At 70.2% G+C, this 16367-nt stretch carries 19 protein-coding genes; 13 read left to right on the top strand and 6 right to left on the bottom strand.

Annotated elements, in window-relative coordinates; all coding sequences use genetic code 11:
• Positions 1-108 precede the first annotated feature (108 nt).
• From ACZ6K0_RS04755 to ACZ6K0_RS04725, 7 genes are all read left to right on the top strand, one after another.
• Positions 109-543: a hypothetical protein gene (locus ACZ6K0_RS04755; RefSeq protein WP_469575061.1), complete on the top strand. Its 435-nt coding sequence runs from the start codon at positions 109-111 to the stop codon at positions 541-543.
• Positions 540-977: an ATP-binding protein gene (locus ACZ6K0_RS04750; RefSeq protein ID WP_469575059.1), complete on the top strand. Its 438-nt coding sequence runs from the start codon at positions 540-542 to the stop codon at positions 975-977. Before ACZ6K0_RS04755 ends, ACZ6K0_RS04750 begins: the two co-directional genes overlap by 4 nt.
• Entirely contained in the window at positions 977-1516 is a 540-nt protein-coding gene (locus tag ACZ6K0_RS04745; protein WP_469575057.1) for a hypothetical protein, read from the top strand. Before ACZ6K0_RS04750 ends, ACZ6K0_RS04745 begins: the two co-directional genes overlap by 1 nt.
• Positions 1509-2150, top strand: coding sequence for a hypothetical protein (locus ACZ6K0_RS04740; RefSeq protein WP_469575055.1), 642 nt, complete (start codon positions 1509-1511; stop codon positions 2148-2150). Before ACZ6K0_RS04745 ends, ACZ6K0_RS04740 begins: the two co-directional genes overlap by 8 nt.
• 24 nt (positions 2151-2174) lie before the next feature.
• Positions 2175-2477, top strand: coding sequence for a hypothetical protein (locus tag ACZ6K0_RS04735; protein ID WP_469575053.1), 303 nt, complete (start codon positions 2175-2177; stop codon positions 2475-2477).
• A gap of 157 nt (positions 2478-2634) precedes the next feature.
• Complete coding sequence (locus ACZ6K0_RS04730; RefSeq protein ID WP_469575051.1) at positions 2635-2778, top strand: hypothetical protein; 144 nt, start codon at positions 2635-2637, stop codon at positions 2776-2778.
• A 29-nt stretch (positions 2779-2807) separates the two neighbouring features.
• Positions 2808-3842: a hypothetical protein gene (locus tag ACZ6K0_RS04725; RefSeq protein ID WP_469575049.1), complete on the top strand. Its 1035-nt coding sequence runs from the start codon at positions 2808-2810 to the stop codon at positions 3840-3842.
• Here ACZ6K0_RS04725 and hemC (ACZ6K0_RS04720) read toward each other — a convergent pair.
• Positions 3829-4761, bottom strand: coding sequence for a hydroxymethylbilane synthase (gene hemC / locus ACZ6K0_RS04720; RefSeq protein ID WP_469575046.1), 933 nt, complete (start codon positions 4759-4761; stop codon positions 3829-3831). The two genes, ACZ6K0_RS04725 and hemC (ACZ6K0_RS04720), sit on opposite strands and share 14 nt — an antisense overlap.
• Before the next feature lie 101 nt (positions 4762-4862).
• Here hemC (ACZ6K0_RS04720) and hemC (ACZ6K0_RS04715) point away from each other — a divergent pair, with 101 nt between their 5' ends.
• Positions 4863-5774 carry a hydroxymethylbilane synthase gene (hemC, locus tag ACZ6K0_RS04715; RefSeq protein ID WP_469575044.1) on the top strand — a complete coding sequence of 304 codons (912 nt, stop codon included), beginning with the start codon at positions 4863-4865 and terminating at the stop codon, positions 5772-5774.
• Positions 5775-5779: 5 nt separating this feature from the next.
• On the opposite strand, the gene ACZ6K0_RS04710 is transcribed toward hemC (ACZ6K0_RS04715), so the two are convergent.
• The gene (locus ACZ6K0_RS04710; protein ID WP_469575042.1) at positions 5780-6934 is read right to left on the bottom strand and encodes a hypothetical protein; all 1155 of its coding nucleotides are present in this window, start codon (positions 6932-6934) and stop codon (positions 5780-5782) included.
• Between the two features lie 473 nt (positions 6935-7407).
• A complete protein-coding gene (gene ychF, locus ACZ6K0_RS04705; protein WP_469227854.1) occupies positions 7408-8496 on the bottom strand; it encodes a redox-regulated ATPase YchF in 1089 nt (362 codons plus the stop codon).
• A gap of 347 nt (positions 8497-8843) precedes the next feature.
• Between ychF and ACZ6K0_RS04700 the strand changes: the two genes are divergently transcribed.
• Entirely contained in the window at positions 8844-9443 is a 600-nt protein-coding gene (locus tag ACZ6K0_RS04700; RefSeq protein WP_469228026.1) for a DUF6542 domain-containing protein, read from the top strand.
• 130 nt (positions 9444-9573) lie between these two features.
• Here the strand turns inward: ACZ6K0_RS04700 and ppgK are convergent, their stop codons facing one another.
• Both ppgK and ACZ6K0_RS04690 read right to left on the bottom strand, forming a co-directional pair.
• Positions 9574-10317: a polyphosphate--glucose phosphotransferase gene (gene ppgK, locus ACZ6K0_RS04695; protein ID WP_469227855.1), complete on the bottom strand. Its 744-nt coding sequence runs from the start codon at positions 10315-10317 to the stop codon at positions 9574-9576.
• 64 nt (positions 10318-10381) lie between these two features.
• Positions 10382-11434: a 4-hydroxy-3-methylbut-2-enyl diphosphate reductase gene (locus ACZ6K0_RS04690; RefSeq protein WP_376402261.1), complete on the bottom strand. Its 1053-nt coding sequence runs from the start codon at positions 11432-11434 to the stop codon at positions 10382-10384.
• 54 nt (positions 11435-11488) lie between these two features.
• On the opposite strand from ACZ6K0_RS04690, the gene ACZ6K0_RS04685 reads away from it, so the two are divergent.
• From ACZ6K0_RS04685 to ACZ6K0_RS04670, 4 genes are all read left to right on the top strand, one after another.
• On the top strand, positions 11489-12850 hold the full coding sequence (locus ACZ6K0_RS04685) for an APC family permease (protein WP_469227857.1): 1362 nt from the start codon (positions 11489-11491) through the stop codon (positions 12848-12850).
• Between the two features lie 281 nt (positions 12851-13131).
• Positions 13132-14373 carry an exodeoxyribonuclease VII large subunit gene (gene xseA, locus ACZ6K0_RS04680; protein WP_469227859.1) on the top strand — a complete coding sequence of 414 codons (1242 nt, stop codon included), beginning with the start codon at positions 13132-13134 and terminating at the stop codon, positions 14371-14373.
• Between the two features lie 49 nt (positions 14374-14422).
• Positions 14423-14668 (top strand): exodeoxyribonuclease VII small subunit, encoded by a 246-nt coding sequence (locus ACZ6K0_RS04675; protein WP_376402249.1) that lies wholly within the window; start codon positions 14423-14425, stop codon positions 14666-14668.
• Positions 14669-15128: 460 nt separating this feature from the next.
• Positions 15129-15719 (top strand): malonic semialdehyde reductase, encoded by a 591-nt coding sequence (locus ACZ6K0_RS04670; RefSeq protein ID WP_376402246.1) that lies wholly within the window; start codon positions 15129-15131, stop codon positions 15717-15719.
• Positions 15720-15814: 95 nt separating this feature from the next.
• Here the strand turns inward: ACZ6K0_RS04670 and ACZ6K0_RS04665 are convergent, their stop codons facing one another.
• Positions 15815-16348: a DUF4245 domain-containing protein gene (locus ACZ6K0_RS04665; protein WP_469227861.1), complete on the bottom strand. Its 534-nt coding sequence runs from the start codon at positions 16346-16348 to the stop codon at positions 15815-15817.
• Positions 16349-16367: the final 19 nt, after the last annotated feature.

Below are 16367 nucleotides of genomic sequence, written 5' to 3'. Positions count from 1 at the left end.
CCCAACTGCCCTCGGTGATACGGCTCGTGTCACCGGGGGCTGCGCAACTTCGCTTAGTGCTACGAGGTGTTACTTCCCGAGTCCTCGGGGTTGCGACACCGTTGGTACATGAGACGGACCACCGCGAGTCAACAGCGCCGACGCAACATCGCTGACGCTGCGAGCGGGTTCCCCGACCGCACGCGCGTACTCCTCTACGCCAACCTGCCCGAGGGCGCGGACACCGCCCCCGTGGCGGCCAGCCTGCGAGCGTTCGCAGAAGCTCGTGACTTCATCGTCCCCGACAACGCCGTCATCATCGAGACCGGCGCGGTAACCCGCTCCCGGCGTGAACGGCCTGGTTGGTTCGAGGCGTCGAGGCTCCTCCGCGAGAACAGCGTCGAGGGCGTCATCGCCCCCACCGTCGCGCACATCGCGAGCACGCCGGGCGAGCAGGCCGAGTTCCGGGCCTGGCTCGCGACCATCGCCAAGTTCGCCAACTACCTCGACGAGCCCGACGAGGACGCCCCCAGCGCCGTCGAAGTCACGAGGGCAGATGTATGACGCCGCCCTCCGTCCGCAATGCCGGCCTCCGCCCGCCCGCGCGGACGAGTCAGCTCAGCGCGACCTTCGCCCCCGAGCCCAGGCGCGTCGAGCACATGCGCAGGCTCGCTGCGGCTCACCTCAACCGAGTCGGCGGCATCGAACCTGACACCATTCAGACGGTCCAGCTCCTCGTCAGCGAACTCGTCACCAACGCAATTCAGCACCGGAAGCCCGGAGCCGAAGTTGAAAACATCGACTTCCTGCTCTCCTGGAGCCCTTCGGGCCTGGTCCTCATCGAGGTTGACGACCACTCGGAAGAGGGGCAGCCCAAGAAGCGCACCCCCGGTCCACACGAGGAAGGGGGCCGCGGCCTTGTCCTCGTAGCCGCCTTCTCGGACCAGTGGGGCAGAGACGGGACCCGCACTTGGTGCACGCTGGGGGTGGCTGGGTAATGGGCAAGCACGCGAAGCCGCGCACCTTCACCCTCTTTCGCCGCACTGCCGGTTCGAGCGTCGGCGCCGAGCGCCGAACGCCGGGCGAGTCCTGGATCTGGGACACATCCCAGCGCGGCGACCTGACCGAGGGTTCTCAGGACAACGACACGTTACGCAGGTTCCTGGACGGCTTGCGTCGGCAGGTCGTCTTGGATCAAGGGGATAGCCCTCTACGGATCACGCCCGAGGCAGTCTGGCAGACGTCGAACTACGTACTGAGCAGCCACCTTGACGAGGTCCGCGATGAGGATCTCCACGCGACTGTCCTGACCATGCAGGGATTCCTCGACGCCCTCGCAGATGCTGCGGACGGCTTCCTGGACACCGGGCGCATCGTGGTCCGCGAGATGATCGAGAGGGCGCGAACTGCCACCGCCAACCCCGTCTGGTCGAACAGGCGCCTCGCTCGACACGCGGCGGTCACGGCCTGCGAGTTGCTCGCCCTGCTGGAGCGCGAGGGCTGGCAGGCGGCCGAGAAGGAGGCCGTCGGTGCCTAGCAGACCGCTTGCCCGCCCGGCGGTCGTTCCGTACGTCGCCGCGTGGGACAGCGAGATCCCCGGCCTTGAGAGCGATCTGGTCCTGCGGCACCGGCCGCAGCTCCACATCGCCTACAAGGATGAACGACCCGAGGACCGAGACCCTCATGGCGTCCTCATCGGGCGGGTCTCCTCCTCCCCCCAGCAGGGGCGGGCCCTGTACGACGAGATGCACCCCGGCCGGCAGTACGAGTGCATGCTCGATCTCCTGTGCCAGGTCTGCCAGGAACCCGCGAGCGAGAACGAGGACGGCGTCCTGTTCCTGGACTGGCGCACCAAGCGGTCCCCAGCCACCTGGCCGGAGAAGTCCCTCACCAAGATGCCGCCGCTGTGCGAGCCCTGCGCGGTGCGCTCGATCGCCGAGTGCCCGCACCTTGCCAACGAGCCCACCTTCGCCGCCGTGCGCACACCCGACCCGCGCGCCTGGGGGGCCGTCGGCTCCTTGTACCGGCCCGTGCAGGGCGGGTGGTACTGCCACCCGGGCGACGCCTGGGTCCCGTACGGAGACACCCGCCTCCACGCGCTGATCAGCGCGGCCATGGTCGTCGAACTGACGGACGTCACGCGCGTCAACGTCGAAGACCTGGCCGCGTAAGCCCCACCGAAAGGAACACTTGCCATGGCCGCCTTCTGGACCCCGCGCCGCTTGCTCGCCTATCTGAAGATGCAGAGGCGCTTCGAGCCCTACGACATCGCGGACCTCGCGTTCGAGCAGGCGGGCGCCGCCGACAGTGCGCCTGACGTCACCTACGTCGAGATCAGCGCGTTCGGTTTCCGGGCCCAGGCGCACGGCAAGACGGGCTTCGCCGCCTTGCGGGCCATCCGCGAGGAGCACCCGGCCCTGGCCCACGGCGTCTACACCTACCTGGCCGTCATGGGCGTCTTGGCCGCCCTGTTCCTCGGCACCGTCATCCCCCGGTAGGCCACACATCGCAGAGCTTCCGCCCTGGCGGGGACTTCCCGGGGCACCGGCACTCCATCACGGCCGGATGCCCACCCAGGGCGGCGGCGTGTCCGTGGCGACGGACGCGCCCCCGCGCCCAACCGGGCCGGGACCGACGAAAGAGAGGGGGGCTTCCATGCCCGCAACCGTTGAGACCGACACCCCCGAGGTCGAGAAGGTGGACTCCGACACCGAGACCCCCGAGACCCCCGAAACGGGCGACCCGGGCGACGGCGACACTGCGGAGCCGCTCGACGCGCGCGACATCCTCGCCGCCTAGCACCACCCCAAGCACCCGCCCCGGCCGGCATGCCCACCCCGCTCCGCTACACATCCCCCTCGGAGCGGGCAGCGTCGGCCGGGGCGGGCCGTGCCCCCCACGCAGTCATCCAGTCTGATCTTGCAGGAGGAGCAATGCCCGCCCACCGCTTAGCCGTCCGTGAGTTTCTCAAAGATCCGGGCCTGACCCCGGGCGACCTCGCCATGGTCCTTCTCATGCGCGAGGAGGACGACACCAAGTCTCGGTCCATGCCCACGATGACGGTCAAGGAGCTGCCCGAGGCGGTCAAGGCCCTGGAATCGGCCGGCATCACGTCGGTGAAGATCTTCGCCGGGTCCAAGCTCAGGGACGCGCGGGCATCGCAGCACGCCTCCCCCACCGGCCTGATGGCCCGCTCCATTACCGCCGCCAAGAAGGCCGCCCCCAAGGTGCTCGTCATGACGGAGACGTGCGTCTGCCAGCACAACGACACCGGGGAATGCTGGCTCGCTGGCAATGGCGGCCGGATGGACGTGGAGGAGACGATCGAAGCCTTGGGCTTCCAGGCCGTCATGCAGGCGGAGGCCGGTGCGGACATCGTCGGCCCGGCCGCGATGATCCCCGGCTCCGTGCGCCGAGTCCGTCAGGAACTCGACCGCGCCGGGCACCACAACGTCGGCATCATGCCGCACCTGATCTTCGCCTCGTCGCTCTACGAGGGCTTCAGGACCTCCATGGGAGCCACACCGCGCTCAGGGGTCCGCGCCTTCCAGATCGCGCCGAACCAGCCCGAACAGGCTGTGCACGTGGCCCGCCAGATGGTCGACGAGGGTGCGGACATGATCCTCACGGAACCCGCCCTGCACACCGTCGACACCCTCGTGCACCTCAAGGACAAGATCCCCGTTCCCCTCGTCCCCTTCTCCGTCAGCGGCGAATACCTGCGCCTGACCGACCTCCGGGACAACGGGGAACGCGACTTCAAGCCCCTCGTCGAGGCGTACACGGTCCTGAAGCGGGTGGGAGCCACCCGCATCATCACCTACGCCGCGCTGGACATCGCCCGCGGCCTCAAGACTTCCTGATCTCAGCCAGGATGCCGGCCGCACCGTGAACGATGAGGTCGGCCGCAATGCTGGCCCCGAGCTTCTCGGGGTCCTCGGCGGGCCCTGCCCCGTCGGCCCTGACCTGCTTCGTGCCGTCCAGCGACGTCACGGCGGCGGTCAGGTACAGCAGGCCGTCAGCACCGATTCGCCCCCACGCACCCACCGGCACGGAGCAGCCGCCGTGAAGCTCGGCCAGCAGGGCACGCTCGGCCCTCACACACACGTCGACAAGCGGGTCTCCGGCCTTCGCCAACACCTCGGCAGCCGGGGAGTTGACACGGACCTGGATGCCGAGCGCGCCCTGCCCCGGGGATGGAGGGAAGGTCGTCGGGTCGAGCACCTCGTGCTCCTGGGGCATCAGGTCCAGCCGGTTCAACCCTGCCGCAGCGAGCACCACCGCATCAAGGTCGCCCTTCGTGGCGCGCGCCAGCCGTCCAGGGACGTTTCCACGGATCGGGACTACGTGCAGGTCAGGACGGAGGGCAAGAAGCTGAGCGACGCGGCGAGGGGCTCCGGTTCCCACCGTCGCGCCACGAGGCAGGTCGTCCAGCGTCGAGCCGCAGAGCACATCACGCACGTCCTCGCGCGGCCCGGGGGTCACCAGGAGGCAGGTCCCTTCGTGCACGGAGGTGGGGAGGTCTTTGAGCGAGTGCACGATCACGTCCACCTCGCCGGTCACGAGGGCCGCCTCCTGGTTGGTGGAGAACGCTGACCCACCAGCGGTCTTCGCCACTTCTGCCAGGGTCGGCGTGACCCGGTCCCGATCCCCGCCTTCAAGGATGATCTGCCGCTTGAAGGTCACGTCCGGGAACTGCCCGGCGATTGGCGCGAGCCACTCACTGACCTGCCTCCGCGCCAGCTTGCTGGCTCGGGAACCGATCCGCAGTACGTCGCCCATTCAGGTCAACTCCTCGCTGACGCAGGTCTGTTGACGCTCAATCGTACTTGCACCAGATCCATGCAGTTTCCGACAGATTGTCACCAAAGGAGAGCCTTCAGATGAAGACGCCCCTGCGCATCGGCGCTCGCTCCTCGCGCATGTCCCTCGCCCAGTCCGCACCCATCCTGGCAGCCCTCGCACCGGACGCCACCCTGCTACGCCCCTTCTCCGGAGAGAGCGGCGACCGCGAGGACGCCCGCGCCTCCCTGGAGTCGGACGGCGTGTTCTCCCAGGAGATCGAGTCCGCCCTGCTCGCCGGAGAGATTGACGTCGCAGTCCACTGCCTCAAGGACGCGCCCACGCACGACACTCCGGGCCTGACCATGGCCGCCTACCTGCGCCGTGACGACGTCCGCGACTGCCTCGTGACCCGCGACCCGGCCGGCACTCTCGACACGCTACTCCCTGGTGCCACCGTGGGGACTGCCTCCGTGCGCCGCTCGGCCGCCTTGCGGACCTACCGCCCGGACCTTGAGGTCGTCTCCCTGCGCGGTCCCGTCTACAGCCGCCTGGAGGCGCTCTTCCGGCACGAGGTGGACGCCTTGGTCGTGGCCTCGTGCTCCATGGAGCGGCTCGGCCTGCGACACCGGATCGGCGAGCGGATCAGCCCCGAGATCATTTGCCCGCCGCTCGGTGCCGCGATCATCGCCCTCCAGACCCGCGAGGACGACATGGAGACCCGCAAGCGCATCTCCAAGCTGCACCACCCGGAGACGGAGACGGAGGCCGAGGCGGAGCGCGTGGTGCTGCGACAGATGGGCGGCTTCTGCAACGCGCCCCTGGCGGGGTACGTCAAGACCAACGACGACGGCAACGAGGTCACGTACACCGTCCGGGCACGAGCTTTCTCCGTCGAACCCGCGCTTGCAATCGACGTCCGCCTCACCGGGCCGGATGCCACGAAGACTGCGCTCGCGGTCTGCAAGAAGCTCACCCGGCACGGCGCCTCGGAGTTGGCCGAGGCGCCGTAGCTGAGCTACTCCTCGCCCGTAAGGCTCGGCGCGACAGCGGCCTCGGTGGCGGCTTCATGGAGGGGCTTCAGAGCCTCCTTGGCTTCCTGGGCCGCCTCGTCGGCAGACTGCTCGTCAGCCCGCCCCGCGTCGGGTTCAGCGGCTGCGGCCACGACCGCCTCGACCACCTCACCTATGGCCACCCTCGGGATGTCTGCGTTGCCGCCAGACACCGTCTGCCCCTCGGAAATGACCGTCACCGCATCCGTCTCAGGGTTGGTGACGGTCACCGAGACCGTCGGGGGCGCCGTGTGCGGGGCCTCCTCGACTGGCGCCTTAACCTCCACGGTCACAGCCATGGTTTCGGTCACCTGAGTAGCCGCGGTGATGGTTACCACTCCATCGTCCGGCGGCGACACGGTGAAGGTGGGCTCCGAGCCGGGCTGGCTGATGGCCTGCATGTAGGCACGGAAGGGATTCATCGGCCCCAAGAACTTGCTGAGCGGTTCCTCGACAGGGTCAGGGACGACCGACTCCATCATGTTCTTCATGTGCTCCTTCAGGCCGTCCTGCTTAGCCCGCTCCTTGCCCTCCCCCTCTCGCCTGCCGGACTGTTGCCGACCGCCGCTCTCGGACTTGATCCCCGGCTCCGGGCGAGCGGGGGTGGCGCGGCCGTCGTCACTCTCCGCGGCCCGCTCTTCGAGCGGGGCCACCTCGCGATAGAGCGGCTCGGAGGCCAGGACCGTCATCCCGGTGGACGGCGGCCTCTTCGTGGAGCCCTCCGGACGTAGCGGGGAGGTGCCCTCTCCGTACGCAAGCGCGTGCGCATCCTCGGCGGAGGCTCCACGCCGTCGGGCCTCCCGCACCACTGCCTCGCGCTGCTCCGCGGTGAGCGGGACCCCGGCGATCCCTCCATGCCCATCAAAGTACGTGGGCACGTAGCCGGATGCCGGCTGGTGGCGATACACACCGTCGTCGTCAAGCACCACGTCCGGAGCAGCGGAGGCGGGATCGGGAACCTGCTCCCGACCGGGAGCGGAGTGCTCCACCAACCCGAGCGTGGCGGTGAAGACGAGGCCCGTGGCCAGCAGACTCCACGCCCCGATCGCGATCTTTCTATCGGGCTCACCTCTCGGCGGCAGGGCGAGAGAGGCAGACAGGCGTGAGCGTCGGTGGGACACGGCAGGTAATTCCTTCCCCCTGAATGAACAGTTCCGTTTACTTCTAACATGCGAACGCACGTTCGAAGAAACGTCGCACAAAGTGGATCTTCCAAGTCATCCTGCGGATGTATTAGGACCAACCGGGGGGAGGATGCGCAGCTCGCAACAGCCCGTTCCACCGCAGGGAGAATCCGGCGCATACCGGACGCCTCACCTCGCGCTCACAGCGCCTTCAGGATCGACCGTTCGCCGGTAGGAGAAGACGATCAGGAACCTCGCGACGGGGTTTCACGTCGCGACTCCGACGGCCTTCGTCCACCCAGCACGAATCCAGCACAGTGCGGATGATGAGGGGTGATGAGGGGTGACGACGTGTCAGATTATCCAGCACCGATCCAGCACGGGAAAAACTAAGGGGCCCGACTCCCGAGAGTCGGACCCCTTCTGACCTGCATGTTTGCCAGATTAGCGAAGTGGTGGTATGTCACCCACTACACGTTGAAGCGGAACTCCACCACGTCGCCGTCCTGCATCACGTACTCCTTGCCCTCCATGCGGGCCTTGCCCTTCGCGCGGGCCTCTGCCACCGAGCCGCATTCGACCAGGTCGGCGAAGGAGATGATCTCCGCCTTGATGAAGCCGCGCTGGAAGTCGGTGTGGATGACGCCGGCCGCCTCGGGGGCGGTGGCGCCCTTCTTGATCGTCCAGGCGCGGGTTTCCTTCGGGCCTGCCGTCAGGTAGGTCTGGAGGCCCAGGGTGGCGAAGCCGACGCGGCCCAGGGTGGCCATGCCGGGCTCGTCCTGGCCGACCGACTGGAGCAGTTCGAGGGCCTCGTCGTCCTCCAGCTCGATGAGCTCCTGCTCCAGCTTCGCGTTCAGGAAGATGGCCTCGGCGGGGGCGACCAGCGCGCGCTGCTCGTCCTTGAAGGCCTCGTCCGTCAGCTCGTCCTCGTCGACGTTGAAGACGTAGAGGAAGGGCTTCGTGGTGAGGAGGTGCAGCTCGTGGAGGAGGTCGCCCTGCTCCGTGCCCTTGGCGATGCCCTTCGAGAAGAGCGTGTCGCCCGCCTCGAGGATCTTCTTCGCCTCGAGGACGGCCGCGAGGACCGCGACCTTCTCCTTCTGGAGGCGGGACTCCTTCGTCAGGCGCGGCTCCGCCTTCTCGATCGACTGGAGGTCGGCGAGGATCAGCTCGGTGTTGATCGTCTCGATGTCGTCCTTCGGCGAGACCTTGCCGTCGACGTGGACGACGTTCTCGTCCTTGAAGGCGCGGATGACCTGGCAGATCGCGTCCGACTCGCGGATGTTCGCGAGGAACTTGTTGCCGAGGCCCTCGCCCTCCGAGGCGCCGCGCACGATGCCGGCGATGTCGACGAAGTCCACCGTCGCGGGGAGGATCTTCTGCGAGCCGAAGATGCCCGCGAGGACCGCCAGGCGGGCGTCGGGGACGCCGACGACTCCGACGTTGGGCTCGATCGTGGCGAACGGGTAGTTGGCCGCCAGCACGTCGTTCTTGGTCAGGGCGTTGAACAGGGTCGACTTGCCGACATTCGGCAGACCGACGATTCCGATCGTGAGCGACACGGTGGCGACTTCCTGAAGTGTGGATGGTGGGCCGATCCCCCAGTTTACGGGCGGGGCGAACCGGCCAGTGACGCCGACCTTCGGTCGATCTCGGGGGCAAGGTCACCCAAAGGGCGTGTCCCGGACCCGCTTCCCGCCCATTCCCGACCTACGTTGGTGGGGTGGAGCAGCACAGGACAAGTCAGCCGCGAGGCCGCCGACGGCCGCAAAACCCCGTCACGCCGCCCGTGACGCCCGTGACACCGCCCGTCGCACCCATCGCGCCCGCCGCACCGGCCGCGCTCGTCGAGGGCGCGGCCGTGTACCGCGTGACCGGCAGGGCCGGTCGGGGCGCCGGCGGCGCCCGTATGGAGCGGGCCGGGGCCGCGGGGGCCGCCGTTCCCGGGCGCGGTACGGGGCGGCCGCCGGGCGCACGGCCGGTGCCGCCCGTCGTCCTCGCCCTGCGACGGCTCCCCTCGCCCCGGCTCACCGGCCTCGGCGCCGGTCTGTTCGCCGCCGCCGCCATGCTGGTGATCGGTTTCCTCGACCGGCTGATCCTCGACGGCTCCCCGATCGTCTTCGGGCTGCTGTTCCTGCCGGTCAGCGCCCTGACCGCGCTGTGGGTCCGTACCGCCGACCTCGTCACCGCCCCGATCGGCGTGCCCATCGCCTTCGCCGTCGGGGTCGTCCCCATCGCGGGCGGTACGGGTGGACTCGGCGGCCAGGCCATGGCCGTCGTGACCGCGCTCGCCGTGCACGCCGGGTGGCTCTACGGCGGCACCCTCGTCGCCGGGCTCATCACGAGCGTGCGGAAGGTACGGGACATGGGGAGGCGGCAGCACCGCGCCGCCGCGGCCGCTGCCGCCGGTGGTGGTGGTGCCGGTGTCGGTGGCGGCCGGGTGGCTTCCGGTGCGGGTGAGAAGCCGAGTGGGCGTCCCTCCGCGCCGGGCCGCCGCCCCGTCGCGTAGCGCCCGTCGGCCCGGCGCGTAGCGTCCGTCGGCCCGGCGCGTAGCGTCCGTCGCCCAGCGCCTGCCCGCCCCGTCGCCTAACGCCCCGCCCGCCCGTCCGTCCGTCCGCTTATCGGACCTGGCGGCGGCCTCAGGCCTCGCCCGCCGCCATCGCCGCTCCCACGATGCCCGCGTTGTTCTGGAGCTCCGCCGGGACGATCTCCGCGCGGATGCCCTCGATGAGCGGGAGGAACCTGTCGGCCTTGCGGCTGACGCCGCCGCCGATGATGAACAAGTCCGGCGAGAACAGCATCTCCACGTGCGCGAGGTACTTCGTCAGCCGGCGCTTCGCCCAGTGCTCCCAGGTGAGGTCCTCGTCCTCCTTGGCCTTCGTCGAGGCCCGTGTCTCCGCGTCGTGGCCCTTCAGCTCCAGGTGGCCCAGCTCCGTGTTGGGCACGAGGCGGCCGTCGACGAAGAGGGCCGAGCCGATGCCCGTGCCGAGCGTCAGCAGGATCACCGTGCCCTTGCGGCCCCGGCCCGCGCCGAAGGTCATCTCCGCGACGCCGGCCGCGTCCGCGTCGTTCAGGACGGTCACCGGGAGGCCGCCGAGCCGCTCGCTCAGGAGGGTGCCGGCGTCGACGCCGATCCAGGCCTTGTCGACGTTGGCCGCGGTACGGATCGTCGAACCCGTCACCACACCGGGGAAGGTCACGCCCACCGGTCCGGTCCAGCCGAAGTGCTCCACGACCTCCACGACACAGCCCGCCACACCGTCGGGTGTGGCGGGCTGCGGGGTCAGTACCTTGTGGCGCTCCTCGGTGAGCGCTCCGCGCTCCAGGTCCACGGGGGCGCCCTTGATGCCCGAGCCGCCGATGTCCACTCCGAAGACGTTCATGGACCCACCGTAAGGGCTGTGGGGCGGAGTTACTCCTTGTGGAGTGACTCCCCGGCGCGTGGAGTCACTCCGCCGCGGCCGCGACCGGATCGCCCTTGCCGAGCTGCTCCGCCACCGCCCGCAGGTCCTTGTTGCGGAGCTCCTTGGGGAGCGAGAAGGTCAGGGACTCGTCCGCCGTCTTGACGATCTCGACGTCCGCGTAGCCGCGCTCGGCGAGCCACTCCAGGACCTCCTGGACCAGGATGTCCGGGACGGAGGCGCCGGAGGAGAGGCCGACGCTGGTCACGCCCTCCAGCCAGGCCTCGTCGATCTCGCTCGCGAAGTCGACCAGGTAGGCGGCGGGGACGCCGGCCTGCTTGGCGACCTCGACCATGCGGATCGAGTTCGAGGAGTTCTTCGAGCCGACGACGATCACGAGCTCGGCCTCGCCGGCGAGCTCCTTGATGGCGATCTGGCGGTTCTGCGTGGCGTAGCAGATGTCGTCGGACGGCGGGGAGATCAGCTGCGGGAACTTCTCCTTCAGCGCGTCGACCGTCTCCATCGTCTCGTCGACCGAGAGCGTGGTCTGGGAGAGCCAGACGACCCGGGACGGGTCGCGGACCTCGATCTTGGCGACGTCCCCGGGGCCGTCGACCAGCTGGATGTGGTCGGGCGCCTCGCCGGAGGTGCCGACGACCTCCTCGTGGCCCTCGTGGCCGATGAGGAGGATGTCGAAGTCCTCGTTGGCGAAGCGGACGGCTTCCTTGTGGACCTTGGTGACCAGCGGGCAGGTCGCGTCGATCGTCGCGAGCCGGCCCTGGCGGGCCTCCTCGTGGACGGTCGGGGCGACGCCGTGCGCGGAGAACATCACGATGTTGCCCGGCGGCACCTCGGTCGCCTGGTCGACGAAGATCGCGCCCTTCCGCTCCAGCGTCTGGACCACGTACTTGTTGTGGACGATCTCGTGGCGCACGTAGATCGGCGCCCCGTACTGCTCCAGGGCCTTCTCCACGGCGATCACGGCACGGTCCACGCCCGCGCAGTAACCGCGGGGAGCGGCGAGCAGGACACGCTTCGGGCGGTTCGTCGCGGGGGCGGACTCGGGCGTCGACGCGGGCGTTGCAGTCATGCGTCCCATCGTAAGGCCGCGTCGGTCAGCGGATTGATCGGTGCCGTGGCCGAGACTGACCGCATGCCCGAGGAACCGCAGGTGGCTGCGCGCGAGGAACACACCGATCTCCGCCGGAGCCTCGGCTTCCGCGACCTGGTCGTCTACGGACTCCTCTTCATCGCTCCGATGGCTCCCGTCGGCGTCTTCGGCACGCTCGACGCCAAGTCCCACGGGGCCGTCGCACTGGTGTACGTCGTGGCCACCGTCGCCATGGCGTTCACCGCGTTCAGCTACGCCCAGATGATCCGGGTCGCGCCGCAGGCCGGCTCGGTCTTCACGTACGCGCGCAAGGGCCTCGGAGAAGGCCCGGGATTCATCGCCGGGTGGATGGCGCTGCTCGACTACCTGCTGATCCCGGCCGTCGCCTATCTCTTCGCGGGCATCGCGATGGAGGCGCTGGTCCCGGAGGTGGACCGGTGGGTGTGGACCGGGATCGCCGTGGTGATCACCACCCTGCTCAACCTGTGGGGCGTCCGGGCCGCGGCCCGGGTCGGCTTCGCCGTGCTCGCGATGGAGATCGTCGTCCTGCTGGTCTTCGTCGTGTCGGCGGTGGTGGTGCTCGTGCAGGACGGGCCGCGGCGCGACTGGTGGTCGCCGCTCACCGGGGACGCCTCGTTCTCGATGGCCGCGGTCATCGGCGCGGTGTCGGTGGCGGTGCTGTCCTATCTGGGCTTCGACGCGATCGCCTCCTTCGCGGAGGAGGTCACGGGCGGGTCGGCGAAGGTCGCGCGGGCGGTGCTGTTCTGCCTCGCGCTCGCGGGCGCGCTGTTCGTGGCGCAGACCTGGCTCGTGGCGCTCCTCGAACCGGTCTCGTCGGCCGAGCTGGCCGCCGATCCGGCGAAGCAGGGTTCCGCCTTCTACGACGCCGTGGAGGTGTCGGTCGGCGGCTGGCTGCACGACCTGGTGGCGGTCTCGAAGGCGATCGGCGCGGCCTTCGCCGCCCTCGCGGGGCAGGCGGCCGGTGCGCGGCTGCTCTTCGCGATGGGCCGCGAGCGGCGGCTGCCGCACCTGCTCGCCCGGACGGACGCGGGCGTGCCGCGGGTGGCGCTGCTCGTGGCGGCGACCGTGACGATGGTCGCGGCGGTGTGGGCGGCGCGGCAGGACGACGGTCTCGACCATCTGGTGTCGGTGGTCGACGTCGGCGCGCTGACGGCGTTCGTCCTGCTGCACGCGAGCGTGGTGGGGTGGTTCGCGGTTCGGCGCGCGGAGGGGCCGCCGCACTGGCTGAAGCACGTCGTGATGCCGGTCGTCGGGGCGTCGATCCTGATCGCGGTGATCGTGGAGGCCTCGGTCGCCGCGCAGGTGGTGGGCGTGGTGTGGCTGGGGATCGGGCTCGTCGTCCTGGCCCTCCAGGGCACGACGCGGACGCCCGCGCGGCCCTGACGTCGCCGTGCGTGCGCGGGTCGGGGACGAGGCCGTTGCCGTCGCCGCGGCCTTGCGCGCTGCCGTCGCCGTCTTCGTATGCGCCGCCCGGTCGTCTCGTCGTCGTACGCACGGCCGTCGCCGTCGTCGTACGCGCCGCCTGGTCGTCGTCGTACGCACGGCCGTCGCCGTCTTCGTACGCGCTGCCTCGCCGTCGTCGTCTTCGTACGCGCTGCCTCGCCGTCGTCGTACGCGCTGCCGTGGTCGTACACGTTGTCGTACCGCGCCGTTACGCTCGGTCCATGGCTCTGACTACGTCCGCCGAAGCTCCGCTTCCCGTCGGTGAGGTCTCCCGCCTGATCGGGGGCTGGATCGACCGGCTCGGAGCGATCTGGGTCGAGGGGCAGATCACCCAGCTGTCGCGGCGCCCCGGCGCCGGGGTCGTCTTCCTGACGCTGCGGGATCCCTCGCACGACATCTCGATCGGCGTCACCTGCTACCGCCAGGTCTTCGACTCGGTCGCGGACCTGGTGTCCGAGGGCGCCCGGGTCGTCGTGCACGCCAAGCCCGAGTGGTACGCGCCGCGCGGGCAGCTGTCGCTGCGGGCCGTGGAGATCAAGCCGGTCGGCATCGGCGAGCTGCTCGCCCGGCTGGAGCAGCTGAAGCGGAGCCTCGCGGCCGAGGGGCTCTTCGCGCTCGACCGGAAGAAGCCGCTGCCGTTCCTGCCGCATCTGATCGGGCTCGTCTGCGGACGCGCCTCGGCGGCGGAGCGGGACGTCCTGGAGAACGCGCGACGCCGCTGGCCGGCCGTCCGCTTCGAGGTGCGGAACGTCCCGGTGCAGGGCGTGAAGGCGGTCCCGCAGGTCGTCCAGGCGGTGAAGGAGCTCGACGCCCACGAGGACGTGGACGTGATCATCGTCGCCCGGGGCGGCGGCAGCGTCGAGGACCTGCTGCCGTTCTCGGACGAGCAGCTCGTACGGACCGTCGCCGACTGCCGTACGCCGGTGGTCTCCGCGATCGGGCACGAGCCGGACTCTCCCCTGCTCGACCTGGTGGCCGACCTACGGGCCTCGACGCCGACGGACGCGGCCAAGAAGGTCGTACCGGACGTCGGGGAGGAGCTCGACCGCGTCCGAGGGCTGCGGGACCGGGCGCTGCGGACCGTCCGGGGGCTCCTGGAGCGCGAGGAGCGCGGTCTCGCGCACGCGCTCGCGCGGCCCGTCATGGAGCATCCGCAGCGGATGGTCGAGGTCCGCGAGGACGAGATCGACGCGCTGCTCGCGCGGAGCCGGCGGGTCCTCGGGCACCTCCTGGACCGGGCCGACTCGGAGCTGTCGCACACACGGGCGCGGGTCCGGGCGCTGTCGCCCGCCGCGACGATGGAGCGGGGGTACGCGGTGCTCCAGCGGGCGGACGGGGCGGTGGTCCGCTCCCCCGAGGAGGTCGCGGAGGGCGAGGAGCTGCGGGCCCGGGTCGCCGAGGGCGAGTTCGCGGTGCGGCGCGTGGGCGGGGACGTGGGCGGGGACGTGGCCGGCCCGGCCTGAACAGAGCCCGAAGATCATCGAGAGAGAAGCGACACGGAGGGTGGAGCACATGGCGGCAGCCGGTACGGAAGAGGCGGCGCTCGGGTACGAGCAGGCGCGGGACGAGCTGATCGAGGTCGTCCGGCGGCTTGAGGCGGGCGGGACCTCCCTGGAGGAGTCCCTCGCGCTCTGGGAGCGCGGCGAGGAGCTGGCGAAGGTCTGCCGGCGGCGCCTTGAGGGCGCGCGGGCCCGGCTCGACGCCTCCCTGGCGGCGGAGCGCGCCGCCGAGGAGGAGTCCGCGGGCGGGGAGGAGTAGCCGGAGCGGCCCTGCCGGTGGGCCGCAGGCGGACTGCCGCCGGGCTGAAGGTGGGCTTGCGGTGGGCTTGGCTTGCCGGGCTGGCGGTGGACTTGGGCGCCCCGCCGGTGCGCTGCGTCCGCCCCGCCCGGGCCCTGCCGGTGGACTGCCGGCCCCCTTGCCCGGACCCTCCGGTGGACTGCCGACGCCCTTGCCCGGACCCTCCGATGGGCTGCTGGCGACCCCGCCCGGCCCTGCCCGTGGACTGCCGGCGCCCCTTGCCCAGGCCCTGCCGATGGACTGCCGACGCCCTGCCCAGGCCCTACCCGGGACTGCCGGCGCCCCCGCCCGGCCCCACCCATGCCCTGTCGTAGACTCGGAGTGAAGCGGATCACTATCCGGATGGATTAGTTGAAGTTTCACCAATCATGCGCGTACATTCGAGGACATCGCTTGATCCGCAGTCCGGAAGGTACGCAGCATGTCTCTCGCCCTTGACCCCGCCGCCCAGGACCTCCTCTTCCGTGAGGCCCGCACCGCCAACACGTTCACCGACGAGCCGGTGACCGACGAGCAGGTCCAGGCGATCTACGACCTGGTGAAGTACGGCCCGACCGCCTTCAACCAGACCCCGCTGCGCATCACCCTGGTCCGCTCCCCCGAGGCCCGCGAGCGCCTGGTCAAGCACATGTCCGAGGGCAACCAGCCGAAGACCGCCACCGCCCCGCTGGTCGCGATCCTCTCCGCCGACAACGAGTTCCACGAGGAGCTCCCGGCCCTGCTCCCGCACTTCCCGCAGGCCAAGGACATGTTCTTCGCCGAGCGCCCGGTCCGCGAGCAGTCCGCCGTGCTGAACGCCGCCCTCCAGGCCGCCTACTTCATCGTCGGCGTCCGCGCCGCCGGCCTCGCCGCCGGCCCGATGACCGGTCTGGACTTCGCCGGGCTCCAGAAGGAGTTCCTGGACGACGACCACACCCCGCTGATGGTCGTCAACATCGGCAAGCCGGGCGAGGACGCCTGGTTCCCGCGTTCCCCGCGCCTGGCCTACGACGACGTCGTCACGACCGTCTGAGCCTGATCGCGCACGGCCTCACGGCACACGCGGCACGTACGAAGGGCCCCGCACTCACGGAGTGCGGGGCCCTTCCCGTGCGTCTCGGTCGCTCCTCAGGCCTTCTGCGACCTGAGCGAGCCCGCCATCTCGGCGAGCCGCTCGAAGGAGGCCGTGCCGGTCACGACGGTCGTCGCGCCGCCCTCCGTACGGACGAACGCGTCGTACTTCGGCCCTTCCCAGCGCTGCCAGAGCTGGCCGGCCACCGTCTGGGTCTTCCCGGTGTTCTTCGCCTCGTGCGTGACCTCGGGCACGTACTTGCCCGGCTCCGCCGTCGACTGGTGGATCGCCACGTACTGCGTGTCCGGGGAGAGGAACCCGAGCTGCCAGGCGTCGCCCTTCTCGCGCTTGTACGAGACGACCGTCGCCTTCCAGTCCGCCCCGAGCCCCTCGGGGGCCAGCACCGGATATGGCGCCGCCCGCTGGGCCGTCAGGAGCTCGACGCGGTAGTCCTTCGCCTTGACCGGCGCCGCGCTCTCGTCGTGCGGGATGAAGAGATACATCACTCCCGCAGCAACCATGATCACCCCGAGGGACTGGAACATCCCTCGTACCGTCTGCCTACCTCGCATACCTGCCACGCCCATCATGGTCGCATCAGGGCGTCGC

It is taken from the genome of Streptomyces sp. NPDC042346 (genome assembly GCF_055581845.1).
This window is presented reverse-complemented; position numbering and strand designations above follow the sequence as displayed.

Excerpts from the sequence above, each read along its gene's own strand:
- ACZ6K0_RS04755 (WP_469575061.1), top strand. The coding sequence starts at position 109 with ATGAGACGGACCACCGCGAGTCAACAGCGCCGACGCAACATCGCTGAC.
- ACZ6K0_RS04750 (WP_469575059.1), top strand. The coding sequence starts at position 540 with ATGACGCCGCCCTCCGTCCGCAATGCCGGCCTCCGCCCGCCCGCGCGG.
- ACZ6K0_RS04745 (WP_469575057.1), top strand. The coding sequence starts at position 977 with ATGGGCAAGCACGCGAAGCCGCGCACCTTCACCCTCTTTCGCCGCACT.
- ACZ6K0_RS04735 (WP_469575053.1), top strand. The coding sequence starts at position 2,175 with ATGGCCGCCTTCTGGACCCCGCGCCGCTTGCTCGCCTATCTGAAGATG.
- ACZ6K0_RS04730 (WP_469575051.1), top strand. The coding sequence starts at position 2,635 with ATGCCCGCAACCGTTGAGACCGACACCCCCGAGGTCGAGAAGGTGGAC.
- ACZ6K0_RS04725 (WP_469575049.1), top strand. The coding sequence starts at position 2,808 with ATGCCCACCCCGCTCCGCTACACATCCCCCTCGGAGCGGGCAGCGTCG.
- hemC (WP_469575046.1), bottom strand. The coding sequence starts at position 4,761 with ATGGGCGACGTACTGCGGATCGGTTCCCGAGCCAGCAAGCTGGCGCGG.
- hemC (WP_469575044.1), top strand. The coding sequence starts at position 4,863 with ATGAAGACGCCCCTGCGCATCGGCGCTCGCTCCTCGCGCATGTCCCTC.
- ACZ6K0_RS04700 (WP_469228026.1), top strand. The coding sequence starts at position 8,844 with ATGGAGCGGGCCGGGGCCGCGGGGGCCGCCGTTCCCGGGCGCGGTACG.
- ppgK (WP_469227855.1), bottom strand. The coding sequence starts at position 10,317 with ATGAACGTCTTCGGAGTGGACATCGGCGGCTCGGGCATCAAGGGCGCC.
- ACZ6K0_RS04690 (WP_376402261.1), bottom strand. The coding sequence starts at position 11,434 with ATGGGACGCATGACTGCAACGCCCGCGTCGACGCCCGAGTCCGCCCCC.
- ACZ6K0_RS04685 (WP_469227857.1), top strand. The coding sequence starts at position 11,489 with ATGCCCGAGGAACCGCAGGTGGCTGCGCGCGAGGAACACACCGATCTC.
- xseA (WP_469227859.1), top strand. The coding sequence starts at position 13,132 with ATGGCTCTGACTACGTCCGCCGAAGCTCCGCTTCCCGTCGGTGAGGTC.
- ACZ6K0_RS04675 (WP_376402249.1), top strand. The coding sequence starts at position 14,423 with ATGGCGGCAGCCGGTACGGAAGAGGCGGCGCTCGGGTACGAGCAGGCG.
- ACZ6K0_RS04670 (WP_376402246.1), top strand. The coding sequence starts at position 15,129 with ATGTCTCTCGCCCTTGACCCCGCCGCCCAGGACCTCCTCTTCCGTGAG.
- ACZ6K0_RS04665 (WP_469227861.1), bottom strand. The coding sequence starts at position 16,348 with ATGATGGGCGTGGCAGGTATGCGAGGTAGGCAGACGGTACGAGGGATG.